This window comes from Acinetobacter sp. BY419 (assembly GCF_019038395.1).
In the GTDB taxonomy this organism is placed as follows: Bacteria; Pseudomonadota; Gammaproteobacteria; order Pseudomonadales; family Moraxellaceae; genus Acinetobacter.
This window is the reverse complement of record NZ_JAGFXZ010000002.1, coordinates 136,760-151,144: the sequence shown is the minus strand read 5'-3', so window position 1 is coordinate 151,144 and position 14,385 is coordinate 136,760. Positions and strand designations below refer to the sequence as shown.

Sequence of the window (14,385 nt, the reverse complement as noted above, 5' to 3'; positions counted from 1 at the left end):
TTTTTATTGCCCTAATCGCCTTGTGCAGAAACTCAACTCTCTATTTCCTCTGAAAAGATGAAGAAAAATTCAAATCTCTATCAGGAAATAGGTGCCGGGAAAGTAATCACCTGCTCCAGTTTCATCTGCTGGGTTGCAATCATCAATAAGCGGTCAATCCCTAAAGCAATCCCTGCACATTCCGGCATATTGGGTAAAGCTGCCAGTAAATACTCATCGACAGGCATGACATGCAGTCCAAGTCTGGCCCGCTCTGCATTATCCGCCTCAAAGCGTGAGCGCAAAACTTCGGCATCAATCAGCTCATCATAGGCATTGGCCAATTCTAAACCTTCGATATACAACTCGAAACGTGCAGCGACCAGTTCACCATCTTCATCAATTCGGGTTTTCGCCAGTGAGGCCATTTCAGGCGGAAAATCGGTCAGGAATACTGCGGTATCAAAACCCAGACTTGGCTCAACCATATGTGAAAATAACAGGTCGATATAGCCAAGACGATCATCACCCAAATTCAGACTTAAACCGACACGGCGACAGCAGTCTTTCAGTTCCTGCAAGGTAGCCTGTAATGGGTTGATATCCAGACGATCCATAAAGGCATGTTTATAGCTTAAAATGGTTGGACGAATTTCACCAAAACGCGCTTTAAGAGTCACATTAAGCAGATCGGCTACTTCAAATATCAGATCTTTCAGGCTAAAGCCCGGACGATACCATTCCAGCATGGTGAATTCACTATTGTGCTTACGCCCATGCTCATCATCACGGAAGACTTTACAGATCTGATAAATGGGTCCAGAGCCACTGGCCAATAAGCGCTTCATGGCAAATTCAGGCGAGGTCTGCAAATAATGCGTATGCGCTTTACCCAGTACATGACGCTGCGCCTGTACCGAGGCCAGATGCACATCGGTCACACCCGCTTGAGATAAAATCGGCGTTTCGACTTCTAATACATCCCGTTCGGCAAAAAACTGACGAATTTGCGCATATAAAGTGGCTCGTGCACGCATGGCATTCATGTCACAAGTCGGCTGATAAGTCATAGTCATGCTTTTGGTCCGCCATGTGCAGCCCACTCACGACGCAGCGGATAGGTTTTTCTTAAGTGATCAAAAGCTTGCTGATCTACCTGACCATCCTTGACCCAATCACGCAGATTTTGATCATCTCGGGCAATATTATAAATTTGTGCTAAATGCTGCTGTAGCACCATTTTTAAATCCTGATTTTGGAAAAACTGCTCGCAGACAGGTAGCTGGGTTTCAAACTGCTTATTGGCTGAAAAACCAAAAGTTTGACAAAAGGCTTCATAGATCATCTGAGTACCACGCGCCTTGCCTTCCAGGCTATAACCGGCAATATGCGGAGTCACCACGGTCAGCAGATCCAGAAGTTCTGCTGAAATTACCGGTTCGTGTTCAAAAACATCTAAAATCACGGTTCGTTGCGTAGCTTTGATATCCTGAATCAGCACGGCTTCTTCAATCACTGGGCCGCGTGCTGAATTAATCAGAATCGCATCAGGTTGCATTTGTGCCAACGCAGCAGCATTGAATAAATGATACGTCGGATATACACCTGTTTTGCTTAAAGGTACATGAATCGAAATCGCATCCGCTTGCTGTAACAACTCATTCAATTCAACTTGATCGACCTGCTCTCTTTGAGCCAAAGGATCATAGCCAATCACTCGCCAACCCAAAAGTTTCGCCATATAAGCCAGACGGGTTCCAACATTACCCAAACCAACAATACCCAGCGTAAATGTTGTATTGGCCTCCACTAACTCAGGACGTACATGCAGTAATGCGGTAATCACATATTCAGCCACTGCTTGCGCATTACAGCCCGCTGCATTGCTCCACTGAATTCCATGATGTTCCAATGCTGCAATATCCAAATGATCCGTACCAATAGTGGCACTACCTACAAACTTGATCGAACTATTCTGTAGCAGTGCTTCATTGACCTGTGTCACTGAGCGTACCAATAACGCATCTGCATCCTGCACATCTTCTGCACTTAAGGTACGGCCTGCACGATGTTGAATATCACCAAATTCAGAAAAGAAATAATCGGTAAATGCCAGATTTTCATCTGCGACAATTTTCATAATGAGATCCATATGATACTTGGGCATATGATACCGCGTTGATGTCTCTGACTCTATATTTGGCACATGCGTCCATTTTTCAAACTTTGAGCTATGAGCTGGTTATTGATGAATAAATTGTTGAATAAATGCTGCCTAAAAAGAAAAACCCCAATCTTTCGACTGGGGTTTTTAAAATTTGGCGGAAGCGGTGAGATTCGAACTCACGGAGGGGTATAAGCCCTCGTCGGTTTTCAAGACCGGTGCATTAAACCGCTCTGCCACGCTTCCTTGGCCGCCATCATATAAACAAATCAGATTTTTGGCAATAAAATTTAGCGAAACTTCTATAAAAAGCGGTTTATTCAGCTAAAAATCAGCCGAAACCCATACTGAAATGTGTATTTTCATTCAGAAATTTTAATGATCAAACGGTCCTGAGCTGCATTTAACTGAGTATTGAAATGAAATAAGGCATTTCTTATTACGTTGACCCGCAATTGAGGAAAATATTGAGATATAAAAAAACCCAGTCAATTTGACTGGGTTTTTAAAATTTGGCGGAAGCGGTGAGATTCGAACTCACGGAGGGGTATAAGCCCTCGTCGGTTTTCAAGACCGGTGCATTAAACCGCTCTGCCACGCTTCCATGGCCGACATGATATAAACAAAAATCACGCTTGGCAAATATTTTTATGCTTTCACTGCATCAACTGCACAAAATAAAATCAATTCAATTAATCTGCTGAATTTTCTGGCTTTTCATAACGAATTGAATTGATGAACCAGAGTTTCTTGCCGGAGGGTGTCAATACCTCGGCTTCATCATCGACCTGCTTGCCCAGTAATGCGCGTGCCATCGGAGAATTGATCGAAATATGCTGCGGATGATGATCATAAATTTCGTCTACACCAACAATGCGTACAGTTTTTTGTTCGCCTTCTTCGTTTTCAATATCGACCCAGGCACCAAAATAAACTTTTCCTTCCTGTTCAGGGGAAAAATCTATAATTTTCAGCTCTTCGAGACGCTTGCCGAGATATCTCACGCGTCGATCAATTTTACGCAGAATTTGCTTGTTATATTGGTAGTCTGCATTTTCAGAACGGTCGCCGAGACTCGCGGCCCAGTTCACTTTCCTGGTAATTTCCGGACGCTCTTCATGCCAGAGATTCTTAAGTTCTGCCACCAATTTATCGTGTCCAGCACGGGTAATTAAGTTAGATTTCATACGTTTTACTGATCATATTTTTAGTGTTTGCACTTACAAACAGCTTATTTTATTTACCCTTCCAACACAATGCTAAATTCTCAAAAATATTTAATTTAAATATCAATAACTTAAAATTATTTTTAAAAATAATTTGTGTACAAAATTTGACAATCGTTTTTTAGATCATTAATATGCCAGCAACTTCCGGAAATGCTTACTTTTTAATCTATGTAGTTTTTCTACATAATTCACGTTAAATCTCTTGTCATTTTGAATGACGTCATGACTGCCCAACCCTTATTGAATTTATCAAACTGTAAAAAATTTCTGGCTGTGTTAGCTGTGATTTTTAGGGCATAAATTACTTGTAGCGGAGACAACATGCACAGTAGTTCATCCACTGGGTCGAGGCTTTGCCTAAGATCTGTAATTTCTTCTCTCCCTTTGAAAGCACTTGTACTGAGCGCTGTATTTATTCCCTTTCACAGTATCAATGCAAGTAAGACCACACTTCAGTTTGATCATGTGGTCAATAGCAATAAGCTGACCGTAGTTGCGGTTGAAAATCCGACCACCGTATTTCAGGATGGACAGCACCTGCATGGCTTCGGTTATGATCTGGTGCGTAACTATGCCAACAGTCTGAATGTAAAGCTCGATTTTAAAATCGTTCCTGATAACAATACAGCACTGCAATGGGTTGCGCAGGGCAAAGCCAATCTGGCTATGACTACCACCGATATACGCACGATTGAAAATAAGCGCTTGACCTCATTTTCTGCAACGTGTGGAGACCAGTCTATTTTGGTAAGTAATGGCCTGAATACCAATTTAAATCTGGTATTTAAATCTGCTACTGATCCTTTGAGCCAGACTGCCAGTGCGTTTATCTGTAACGGTAAACAAAGCGGTGCAATCAAGCAGCTTGCTTCATTTTATAATCAGAATGTGGTGAAAGAAGAATCTTGGACGACCATTCAACGTGACTTGAGCAACCGACTGCCGATCTATAAAGCGAGCTTTAAACAAACAGCACAGCAATATGATCTGGATTGGCATTTATTGGCTGCGATTGGTTATCAGGAATCTTATCTGAAACCGAATTCAGTTTCTCCAACAGGTGTCCGCGGCTTGATGATGCTGACTAACAGCACAGCAAAAGCAATGGGCGTGAGTAACCGTACCGATCCTACCCAAAGCATTCAGGGTGGTGCCAAGTATTATGATCAAATGCTCAGCCGTTATGATCATATTCCTTATCCGGATCGTAATTGGTTTGCACTGGTCGCTTATAATATGGGCCCAGGTGCAGTAAATCAGCTGCAAAAACGCATTCAGTCACAAGGCAAAAACCCGGATAACTGGGTGAACCTATATGCCTATCTAGATCAGAATAAAGCCAATAATGGTCGTTACCGTCAAGCGGTGCAATATGTGACCCGTATTCGTGCTTATCTAGAGCATATCAAGACCACACCTCAATTGGTGAATATCTAAGGTTTGAATCCTTAGCATTGATGCAAATGCGATAAAAAAAGCTTACCTTAGGGTAAGCTTTTTTTCGTCTTCATTCTGGCTGATGTCTCAGCAAGAATTATGCCGTGGTATTTTCAAGCACTTTCTTGAACAAATCTTTTTGTTCCTGACTTGGTTTTGCAGTTTGAAGTGCCATCAATTGTGACATATCACCCTGTACTTTGATTTTTCCGGTCATGAACGCCTGCATTGCAGCAGCCATGTCAAATTCCAGGAAAACTTTACGTAAAGTCTCGCCATCCATATTCAACGTGGTTTTGGCATTTGAAGACAAACCTTTTTTGATTGCCCCACCATCTAAAGATAGTTCAGTATTACCTGTAGTGTCTGCTACAACCAAATTAATCGCAAGGTTCGCCAAAGCCGGTGGCAGATTCAAATCGCCAGCTTGCGCAGTTAGAGTTTCTACAGTTGAAAACCAATCATCAGTTAAAAAAGCAGGCATGATCTTTCCTCAAATTATTTGTTCATTTGTGTCGGCTATCCAGACGACATCATGTTGAAGCTATTATGCTTGTGCTTTGTTATATCATGATCATTAGCGCAAAGGCTAACGAATTTTGTACGCGCCGTTCAATTTTTGTAGTTCTATTTTTATTTATATTTACAGCACAGACATCAACCCGCAGGTCGATGTCTGCAAATTCTAAAACTATTCTGCAGCAAAACCCAGATTGACCATATTAATCCGGCGGTTTTCGCCTTCCACGGCTTCTTCAGTTGAATCACTGCCTTTGAAGTCGAATTCACGCTGGCTGTCTAGCACTTCAAAATCAAATAATTCACGATCGACCAGCTGCGATGGCGAGACATTTTGCAATGCGCCAAAAATACTGTGCAAACGTTTTGGATGCGCTTTATCCCAATCACGTAACATGTCATTGATAATTGCGCGCTGCAGATTGTCCTGAGAGCCACATAAATTACATGGAATAATTGGAAATTGACGCATTTCTGCATATTTGATGATGTCTTTTTCTTCCACATAAGCCAGTGGACGAATCAGAATATTCTTCTTATCTGAAGACAACAGTTTTGGTGGCATTGCTTTCAGGCTGCCGCCATGGAACAGATTCAGGAAGAAAGTCGCCAGGATATCGTCACGGTGATGACCTAAAGCAACCTTGGTCGCGCCAATTTCCTGTGCAAAACCATACAGAGAACCACGACGCAAACGAGAACAAACTGCGCAATAGGTTTTACCTTCAGGCGTTAACTTCTTGGTAATGCTGTAGGTATCTTTTTCCAAGATGTAATACGGAATGTTATTTTCTTCTAAATAACGCGGTAATACATCTTCCGGGAAGCCAGGCTGTTTCTGGTCCAGATTGACAGCCACCACATCAAAGTTGATCGGTGCAATGCGCTTGAACTGCAGCATGATATCTAACAGGGTGTAACTGTCTTTACCACCTGAAATACACACCATGACCTTATCGCCTTCTTCAATCATCTTGAAGTCACGAATAGCATGTCCGACCTGGCGGCGAAGCTTCTTCAACAAACGGTAGTAGGCGGAGCTTGTTGGCAGTTCAGGTTTGAAATTAAATCCTTGTTCAGACTCAACTGGCGAGTACATAGACGCGATTAACCCATAAATAAAAATACCGCGCAATTTTAGCCGATTCGAACCGCTATCGCATCAAAAGAATTTATTTTCATGAAAATGTCTCATTGGTTTCATTTTCATGTTTTATTTAGATTGATATGTTGAACATTTGCGTTCACTTTTTAGTCAAGATGCTTATCTTTTGGACTTTTCCACAGTTGTCCACAAAAGCTGTGGATAACTTTGTGGATTGAAACCGACTTGACAACTTGTCCGGCTCAAAAGATAAGGCTTTTCTTTAAATTGATCATTTTTTGATCAATTTAATTATCTTTAAAAATCAACGAGTTAAACCTGTCAACCCTAAGGTTTTAAATTAAATCATATTTTTTTTTCTATGACTAAAATGTAAAAAATGACTTGCATTTACAAACTCGTTTATAAATGCAGCGTACAAGTCTTTTCATTCCGTAATTTTTTGTTAAACTCTTTATTAAATTTTTCACACTTGTGTTTACTTCATACTAACAATGAAAATAAATTTACATGTTATGGGGCGTTACGGGATCAGTGGTTTGCTATTGGCAAGCTGTTGTCACTTCGCTTATGCTGGTCAAACGATCTATCAGTTACGTGACAGTAATGGCAGTACTTTGTTGACCAATAAGAAAAGTCGCTATAATCACCTCAAGGTTGAGAAGAAAACCTATTATCCAGACAGCAATATTCATAGTTATAGTAACTGGGGCGCTAGTGAAGCTTCGGTATTGCCTAGCTATAGTAGAAATAAAAATGCCTACGACTCGATTATTCGCCAGGCAGCGCAAACCTACGGCGTATCTGAAGGCCTGATTAAAGCCGTGATGCATACCGAATCCGGTTTTAATGTACAGGCCCGTTCTCCAGTCGGTGCACAAGGCCTGATGCAGCTCATGCCGGCAACTGCTCGTCGTTTTAATGTCAGCAATGCCTATGATCCGCAGCAGAATATTATGGCAGGTGCCAAATATCTGGCGTGGTTATTAAAACGTTTTAATGGTAATACCACCTTGGCACTGGCAGGCTACAATGCAGGTGAAGGCAATGTCGCCAAATATAAGGGTGTGCCGCCTTTTCGTGAAACCCAAGACTATGTCCGTCGTGTCAGCAGCCGTTATCAGAACTTATACGCCCAAGGAATAGGAAGTCATACTGCTGCCTATACAGCACCTTCTACTGATACTGGTCGTGTGATTGCCAGTTCTGAAAATTACTCCACTGAAATAACGGCAGCTTCCAATATTCAGGCTGCAAAATATCAGCGTCAGATCATTGCACGAGCGGATGGCAGTTTCACTGATGTACCCGCAGGCTCTTATGCCACTGCGAATGCATCGGCATCGGCAAAAATATATTTGAGTGAATAGTAGCTAAACAGCTTTGTTTTTAAAGACCTATGTTGTAGTTTGGATAAAAAATATACTGTATTTTTTGTAGCCAATTGCTATTTTTTCCTTGAATTCTTCTCGATTTCACCTCATATTGATTTCAATGATTTTCATTCAATAATCAGATTATTTTTATGTAATAAGAGGATTTCTCAATGATGCGGATTGGTTTGTTCTTGCTAACCAACCTCGCGGTACTGGTTGTAGCTGGCATTATCTTGTCACTCTTCGGTGTCGGTAGTTACCATGGCGCAGGTGGCTTGAATCTAGGCAACCTGTTGGTCATCTGTTTTGTGTTCGGTATGGTCGGCTCAATGATTTCCCTGTTCATGTCTAAATGGATGGCGAAAAAGACCACGGGTACTGAATTGATTGACCCGAATGCACCTCGTAACCAAGCTGAAGCCTGGTTGCTCCATGAAGTTGCACAACTTTCTCAGCGTGCAGGCATTAAAATGCCAGAGGTGGGTATTTTCCCATCTTATCAGTCCAATGCTTTTGCCACTGGATGGAACAAAAATGATGCTCTTGTTGCAGTATCCACCGGCTTGCTTGAGCGTATGAACAAAGACGAACTTCGTGCAGTATTGGCGCATGAGATTGGTCATGTAGCCAATGGTGATATGGTCACTCTGGCACTGATCCAGGGTGTTGTGAACGCCTTCGTCATGTTCTTCGCACGTGTCGCCGGTGATTTTATTGACCGCAATGTCTTTGGTCGTGAAGAAGGTGAAGCACCGGGTATTGCCTATTTTGTGATCACCATTGTGCTGGATATCGTATTCGGTATTCTAGCATCGTCCATTGTGATGTGGTTCTCTCGCCACCGTGAATACCGTGCCGATGAAGCCGGTGCACGTTTGGCAGGTAAACAGGCCATGATTTCAGCACTGTTACGTTTACAGACAGAATCTGAAATGCCAGATGCCATGCCGAAAGAAATGAAAGCTTTTGCGATTTCTGCCGGTAAAGAAGAAGGCTTTAGCCTTGCTGCATTGTTCCAGACGCATCCAAGCATCGAACAGCGTGTTGCTGCATTACAACAACTTGATTGTGCTTAAATGATATTATTTCGCTGATTCAAAAAAAGCCTGCAATTGCAGGCTTTTTTTACGGGATTCGATTATTCTTTAATACAACCATAATCAGCTGATCCAATGATACAGCGCCATAACACCCCACCCGATTGCGAAAACAAATAAAATCAGGAATAAAGTGCCTAAAATATCTGGGATATGAATCCAGATCCAGGCCACTACGGGATTCCGCCAGAATGCAGATTGCTGCTGTTTGCGTTCCAGACTTTCATGCAAAAATGGGTGTACCACATGCTGGTCACTGCTAATCTGATATTCCTCGCGAATATGCAGATGCACGACATCGAGCGCCTTGCGACTGGGCCGAATAAAAATATCAAAGACAGTGCCCGCTACCGGAATAAATCCTACTACTGCATCCATCATCGCCAGTTTCATCACCGGATTGAGTTTGGCACTTGGCACCCCGATCTGTTTGGCTTTATGAATGGCATAACAGGTCAATACAAAACCGGCAATATCTCCAGCCACCGGAATTGTACTGAGGGCTGCATCTGCCCCTACTCCCTGCTTGGTAAAGGGAATTCGTACTACGGAGTCCATTATATTGGCAAACTTGGCCAGATCACGCTCCAGACGTATCACCTCTTGTTGGCTTAGTTTGGTTTTTTGTCCAGGCTCAGGCATACGTTATTCCAGAATATAATACTGATTATCATGAGCATAAAGCATTTTATTCTGCTCTGATGTATCAATCTGTGAATTAAAACAATAATTTGGAAGCAACAAACAAATACAAAATCACACCTGTGGCATCGCAGATGGACGTCACCAATGGCGCCGAGGCACTGGCAGGATCAAGTTTGAGTTTATTCAAAATAAAGGGCAAACTCATGCCGATCAGGCAGCCCATTACCACAATCCCGAGCATGCTGATGGCCAGTACTACAGCCACCATGATATCACCCCGAATATAGCCCAGAAGAGAAACAGCAATTGCCATGGTGCCGCCTAAGCACAGTGCTACCAGAGATTCTCGACCCAGCAAGTTAAACCAGTCCTTAAACTCAACATCGCCTGTGGCCAGGGCGCGCACCATCAAGGTAGCTGATTGTGAACCGGCATTTCCTCCACTGCCGACCAATAGTGGCATGAAAAACACCAGTACAATATGTGCTGCAATGGTCTCTTCAAAGTGTGCAATCCCGATTCCAGATAACAGACTGCCGAAAACCAGAATCACCAGCCAAAATACACGCTTCTGATATAGGGTCAAAATCGGGGCAGTTTTAAGGCTCAGTTTGGTTAGTGGTGTCACTGCACCCGACTTTAAAATATCTTCGGTGGTCTCGGCTTCGACGATATCCATAGCATCGTCATAGGTGACAATTCCCAAGAGTTTTTGCTGGGCATCCACCACAGGCAAGGCAATAAAATCATAATAGGCCAAGGCTCGGGCCACAATTTCCTGATCATCTGTCACTTGGGCAGAAATGACTTCACGTTGCATCACCTCGGCAATGCGCAACTCTGGCAAGGCCTGTATGATCTGTCTTAAAGAAATCACCCCGATCAACCGCCCTTCTGCATCGACAATATAGATCAGATACAGGGTTTCCTGTCCTTCAGCCACGACACGTAAGGCCTGTATCGCTTCATCCATCGTTAAATCTGGGGAGAGCGTCACAAAACGTGAACTCATCATGGCACCCGCAGTGCCTTCCGGATAGATCGCCAGATCCTTGAGCGTTTGTTGGGAGGCTTCCGACAATGAACTCATTAATTGCAGCTGTAACGGCGGTGAAAACTGCTTATAAATGTCAACAAAATCATCGGAAGGCATCGCGTCCAGAATAGGAACAAGCTCTGGAATAGATAAGTGCTGTGCCACGCTCACCTGCTGTCCTAAGGGCATAAAGGTATAAACCTGACTCGGTTCATTGAGTTCTCTTAAAACCCTGGCCTGCTCCTGCGTATCAAGGCCCTTTAAGATGCGAGCCTGATCAGCAACATTGAGCTGGTTGAGCAAGCCTATCGCGATGTCATGATTTTCGGAAGGTAGTTGTTGTTGAATATGCTGGATTTTTTCTGAAATTGTCGGCATAAGCAGCTCATTATAAAAATCTGTATTCAAGAGATGTTTGGTCTGATCTCTATATATCCTAATTTTTTCATGTGAATACTTTTAATGATCATGCTGCAATATGACGATATTTTTTGTATAAATCAATTCCTCGATATTTAGCCAGAAAAAAGCCCGACTGAGTCAGGCTTTTCCCAAGTTGTAGAAGGTATAACACCTTATTTAAAGACCGGCTTTTTCTTAATCAAACTCCGAATCAAAACATACATAAATGGAGTAAAAATCAAGACCAGTACGGTTCCAAAAACCACCCCACCAAATACACTAACCCCAATTTCCTGGCGACTCACTGCACCAGCGCCTGTAGCAAAGACCAAAGGTAAAATCCCTGCGCCAAAGGCCAAAGAGGTCATCAGGATTGGACGCAGACGTAACGATGCACCCTCAAGAGCAGCCTCCACTACAGATTTGCCTTGTTGCTGTGCCAGCGAAGCAAATTCCACAATCAGAATGGCATTTTTACAGGACAGTCCAATGGTAGTCAGCAAGGCAATCTGGAAATAGATATCATTCGGGAAGCCAGCCACATAACTGAAAATGATGTTACCGCCAATACCTAATGGAATCGCAGACATGACCGCTGTAGGAATACTCCAGCTTTCATACAATGCCGCAAGACAGAGAAAAATAAAGCCAATTGAAATCAGATACAGCCAGATGGCCTGATTACTCGACTGTTTTTCCTCAAAGGAAAGACCACTCCAGACCACATCGACTCCCTCCTGTTCGGCAATCAGCGCTTCCACATCCTGCATGGCCTGACCGGAACTGCTATCTTTGGCCCGGTCCGCTTCCATTTGCAACGCGGTATAGCCCATAAAACGGTTCACCACTTCAGGGCCACCACTCCAGTCCACTTGCGAGAAGTTGCTAAAAGGTACCATCTGGTTCTGGTCATTGCGCACATGCCACTGCGCCAGATCTTCAGGTTTGGAGCGGAATTCAGCATCACCCTGCATAATCACCCGTTTAATCCGGCCGCGATCAATAAAATCATTGATATAACTGCCGCCCCAAGCGCTAGATAAGGTACTGTTAATTGCCGATTGGGTCAGACCATTGGCCATGGCCTGTTTTTGGTCAATATTGACGCGTAGCTCTGCTTTCTCCCGATTGGAACGTTTGCCCAAATTTTCAAAGCTTGTATAGTTGCCGGCCTGAGCTTCCAGTGCTTTAAATTGTTGTTCCAGATATTGCCGGCCATTGCCATTAATATCTCGAATCCAGAAATCCAGGCCATCGGTTTGTCCCAGGCCATTGACTGAAGGTGGCATGGACACGTTGATTTGTGCATTGCGATTGTTTTGAAAATGCTTCAAGGCCCGTTCACGAATTGCTTGCGCGGTATTGTCCTGACCTGAACGCTCATCCCAATGTTTCAATGCCACAAAACCGGTCGCCAGATTCTGACCAGTTCCAGAGAAATTTCGACCATAACGGATCATCACCAGATTGATATTGGCCTGCTCCTGATCCAGAAAATATTGGCGGACTTGCTCTCCGATCTGAATGGTATTTTTCAGCGGTGCACCTTCCTGCAATTTAATCTGCAGACTTAAAATCCCCTGGTCTTCAGCCGGTAAGAAACTGGTGGGCAAGGCGCGGTAGAACAGACCGAATACGCAGATCAATCCGGCAAATATCACCAGACACACGGCCTGATGGCGGATCGTGATCTGGGCCAGTTTTAGATACCGCTGTTTTAAATGATCCAGTTTCTGATTAAACCATGCAGCCCATTTCGCAGGTTCAGGATTTGGCTTGAGAATCAGGGCACATAGTGCTGGAGTCAGAACGAGTGCCACCATCAGGGATAGAGACATCGCTGCAACCAGTGTAATAGAAAACTGCCGGTAAATCACACCAGTAGAGCCACCAAAGAAAGCCATGGGAATAAATACTGCAGTCAGGACTAAAGTAATCCCGATCAGTGCCCCGCTAATTTCCTGCATGGACTCTAATGCAGCTTCCTGGGCAGACAGATGATGTTCATGCATCAGCCGCTCAACGTTTTCTACCACCACAATTGCATCATCGACCAGCAGGCCAATCGCCAATACCAGAGCAAATAATGTGAGCGTATTGATACTCATACCGAGTGCATAGAGCACTCCCATAGTACCCAAGATGACTACCGGAACAGTCACGGTTGGAATTAAAGTCGCACGCCAGTTCTGCAAGAAAATAAACATCACAATGATCACCAGAATCACTGCTTCTAACAGGGTTTTGACCACCTCTTTGATCGACTCTTGCACGAAGGGGGTATTGTCTCGTGGGTAAGCAATTTTATAGCCTTCTGGCAATTGCTGCGAAATACGGGCAATTTCAGCTTTGATCAGATTAGAAGTTGCAATAGCATTCGCCCCTGAAGCTAGCGAAATTCCCAGGCCGGCAGATGGATAACCATTATTGGTACTATAAGACTGATAATTTTCAGCACCCATTTCTACCCGCGCAATATCTTTTAAATAAATAAAACTGCCAGCACGATCTGACTTGACAATAATATTCTGAAATTCCTCCACGGTTTTTAGACGGGAACCCGAAGTAACTTTGGCATTCAGATATTGCTCTTCCACTGCCGGCAAATCACCAATCGCACCTGCAGCGACCTGAGTATTCTGGGCTTCAATTGCAGCACGAACATCGCTCGGCATCAGGTTATATTGTTTTAATTTTCTGGGATCCAGCCAGATCCGCATCGCATACTGTGAACCAAAGACATCGACTTCGCCAATTCCCTCAATTCGCGAAATATCCTGCTCCAGATGCGTCATCAAGTAATCAGAAAGTTCAATATTGTTACTGCGGCCGGACTCATCGTACAGGCTGATCACCATATGGGTATCGCCCAACGATTTAAAGACATTGACCCCTTGGCGTTGCACATCTTCCGGCAAACGGTTTAGTACACCATTAATCGCATTTTGCACCTGCACCTGTGCAGTATCGGGATCTGTACCATTTTCAAAACTGATGCTGACCCGGCTACGCCCTGAAGAATCACTACTCGAACTAAAATACAGCAGATGATCAATGCCTTTGATCTGCTGTTCAAGTATTTGTGTCACGCTCTCTTCAACAGTTTCCGCAGAAGCGCCAGTATAGGTTGCTGCCACCGTTATCCGTGGCGGAGCAATATCCGGATAACGTTCCACGGGCAAGTTCATCACTGCGAACAGGCCGATTGCCATGACAACAATCGCCAGCACCCCAGCAAAGATCGGGCGGTGGATAAAAAATCTAGACAGCATAAGTCCGAGTCACTTTTAATTAATTAGGGATGGAAGTCGTACAAAATACAAGCAATCTATATGTAAATATTCAGTGACATAGCATCAGAATGCAAGAATTAAACACATAAAAACTGCGATAAAA

At 43.6% G+C, this 14,385-nt stretch carries 11 protein-coding genes and 2 tRNA genes; 3 read left to right on the top strand and 10 right to left on the bottom strand.

What is annotated here, in order from left to right; translation table 11 throughout:
* Positions 1–80: 80 nt before the first annotated feature.
* The 5 genes from epmA to greB all read right to left on the bottom strand — a co-directional run bounded on the left by epmA (position 81) and on the right by greB (position 3,330).
* Positions 81–1,055, bottom strand: a complete 975-nt coding sequence (gene epmA, locus KUG37_RS01590) for an EF-P lysine aminoacylase EpmA (RefSeq protein ID WP_216940105.1) — start codon at positions 1,053–1,055, stop codon at positions 81–83.
* Positions 1,052–2,119 (bottom strand): 4-phosphoerythronate dehydrogenase, encoded by a 1,068-nt coding sequence (locus KUG37_RS01585; RefSeq protein ID WP_216933925.1) that lies wholly within the window; start codon positions 2,117–2,119, stop codon positions 1,052–1,054. The genes epmA and KUG37_RS01585 overlap by 4 nt, the downstream gene beginning before the upstream one ends.
* Before the next feature lie 179 nt (positions 2,120–2,298).
* Positions 2,299–2,389: transfer RNA gene (locus KUG37_RS01580), tRNA-Ser, on the bottom strand.
* Positions 2,390–2,656: 267 nt separating this feature from the next.
* Positions 2,657–2,747: transfer RNA gene (locus KUG37_RS01575), tRNA-Ser, on the bottom strand.
* 88 nt (positions 2,748–2,835) lie between these two features.
* A complete protein-coding gene (gene greB / locus KUG37_RS01570; RefSeq protein ID WP_216933923.1) occupies positions 2,836–3,330 on the bottom strand; it encodes a transcription elongation factor GreB in 495 nt (164 codons plus the stop codon).
* A gap of 363 nt (positions 3,331–3,693) precedes the next feature.
* On the opposite strand from greB, the gene KUG37_RS01565 reads away from it, so the two are divergent.
* Entirely contained in the window at positions 3,694–4,809 is a 1,116-nt protein-coding gene (locus KUG37_RS01565) for a transglycosylase SLT domain-containing protein (RefSeq protein ID WP_216933921.1), read from the top strand.
* A gap of 97 nt (positions 4,810–4,906) precedes the next feature.
* Here KUG37_RS01565 and KUG37_RS01560 read toward each other — a convergent pair whose 3' ends face one another.
* Together KUG37_RS01560 and ttcA are read right to left on the bottom strand one after the other, a co-directional pair.
* On the bottom strand, positions 4,907–5,293 hold the full coding sequence (locus KUG37_RS01560; protein WP_004280536.1) for an SCP2 sterol-binding domain-containing protein: 387 nt from the start codon (positions 5,291–5,293) through the stop codon (positions 4,907–4,909).
* Positions 5,294–5,500: 207 nt separating this feature from the next.
* Entirely contained in the window at positions 5,501–6,427 is a 927-nt protein-coding gene (gene ttcA, locus KUG37_RS01555; RefSeq protein WP_216933918.1) for a tRNA 2-thiocytidine(32) synthetase TtcA, read from the bottom strand.
* Positions 6,428–6,927: 500 nt separating this feature from the next.
* On the opposite strand from ttcA, the gene KUG37_RS01550 reads away from it, so the two are divergent.
* Both KUG37_RS01550 and htpX read left to right on the top strand, forming a co-directional pair.
* Positions 6,928–7,803: a lytic transglycosylase domain-containing protein gene (locus tag KUG37_RS01550; protein WP_216933916.1), complete on the top strand. Its 876-nt coding sequence runs from the start codon at positions 6,928–6,930 to the stop codon at positions 7,801–7,803.
* Between the two features lie 176 nt (positions 7,804–7,979).
* Positions 7,980–8,885, top strand: a complete 906-nt coding sequence (gene htpX, locus KUG37_RS01545; RefSeq protein ID WP_216933914.1) for a protease HtpX — start codon at positions 7,980–7,982, stop codon at positions 8,883–8,885.
* A gap of 84 nt (positions 8,886–8,969) precedes the next feature.
* Here the strand turns inward: htpX and KUG37_RS01540 are convergent, their stop codons facing one another.
* From KUG37_RS01540 to KUG37_RS01530, 3 genes are all read right to left on the bottom strand, one after another.
* Complete coding sequence (locus tag KUG37_RS01540; RefSeq protein WP_216933911.1) at positions 8,970–9,548, bottom strand: DUF4112 domain-containing protein; 579 nt, start codon at positions 9,546–9,548, stop codon at positions 8,970–8,972.
* Between the two features lie 76 nt (positions 9,549–9,624).
* Entirely contained in the window at positions 9,625–10,965 is a 1,341-nt protein-coding gene (mgtE, locus tag KUG37_RS01535) for a magnesium transporter (protein ID WP_216933909.1), read from the bottom strand.
* 197 nt (positions 10,966–11,162) lie between these two features.
* Positions 11,163–14,261: a multidrug efflux RND transporter permease subunit gene (locus KUG37_RS01530; protein ID WP_216933906.1), complete on the bottom strand. Its 3,099-nt coding sequence runs from the start codon at positions 14,259–14,261 to the stop codon at positions 11,163–11,165.
* Between the last annotated feature and the right edge of the window lie 124 nt (positions 14,262–14,385).

Coding starts and splice junctions, on each gene's coding strand:
- KUG37_RS01565 (WP_216933921.1), top strand. CDS start 3,694: ATGCACAGTAGTTCATCCACTGGGTCGAGGCTTTGCCTAAGATCTGTA.
- KUG37_RS01550 (WP_216933916.1), top strand. CDS start 6,928: ATGAAAATAAATTTACATGTTATGGGGCGTTACGGGATCAGTGGTTTG.
- mgtE (WP_216933909.1), bottom strand. CDS start 10,965: ATGCCGACAATTTCAGAAAAAATCCAGCATATTCAACAACAACTACCT.
- htpX (WP_216933914.1), top strand. CDS start 7,980: ATGATGCGGATTGGTTTGTTCTTGCTAACCAACCTCGCGGTACTGGTT.
- KUG37_RS01560 (WP_004280536.1), bottom strand. CDS start 5,293: ATGCCTGCTTTTTTAACTGATGATTGGTTTTCAACTGTAGAAACTCTA.
- KUG37_RS01530 (WP_216933906.1), bottom strand. CDS start 14,261: ATGCTGTCTAGATTTTTTATCCACCGCCCGATCTTTGCTGGGGTGCTG.
- KUG37_RS01585 (WP_216933925.1), bottom strand. CDS start 2,119: ATGAAAATTGTCGCAGATGAAAATCTGGCATTTACCGATTATTTCTTT.
- epmA (WP_216940105.1), bottom strand. CDS start 1,055: ATGACTATGACTTATCAGCCGACTTGTGACATGAATGCCATGCGTGCA.
- ttcA (WP_216933918.1), bottom strand. CDS start 6,427: ATGTACTCGCCAGTTGAGTCTGAACAAGGATTTAATTTCAAACCTGAA.
- KUG37_RS01540 (WP_216933911.1), bottom strand. CDS start 9,548: ATGCCTGAGCCTGGACAAAAAACCAAACTAAGCCAACAAGAGGTGATA.
- greB (WP_216933923.1), bottom strand. CDS start 3,330: ATGAAATCTAACTTAATTACCCGTGCTGGACACGATAAATTGGTGGCA.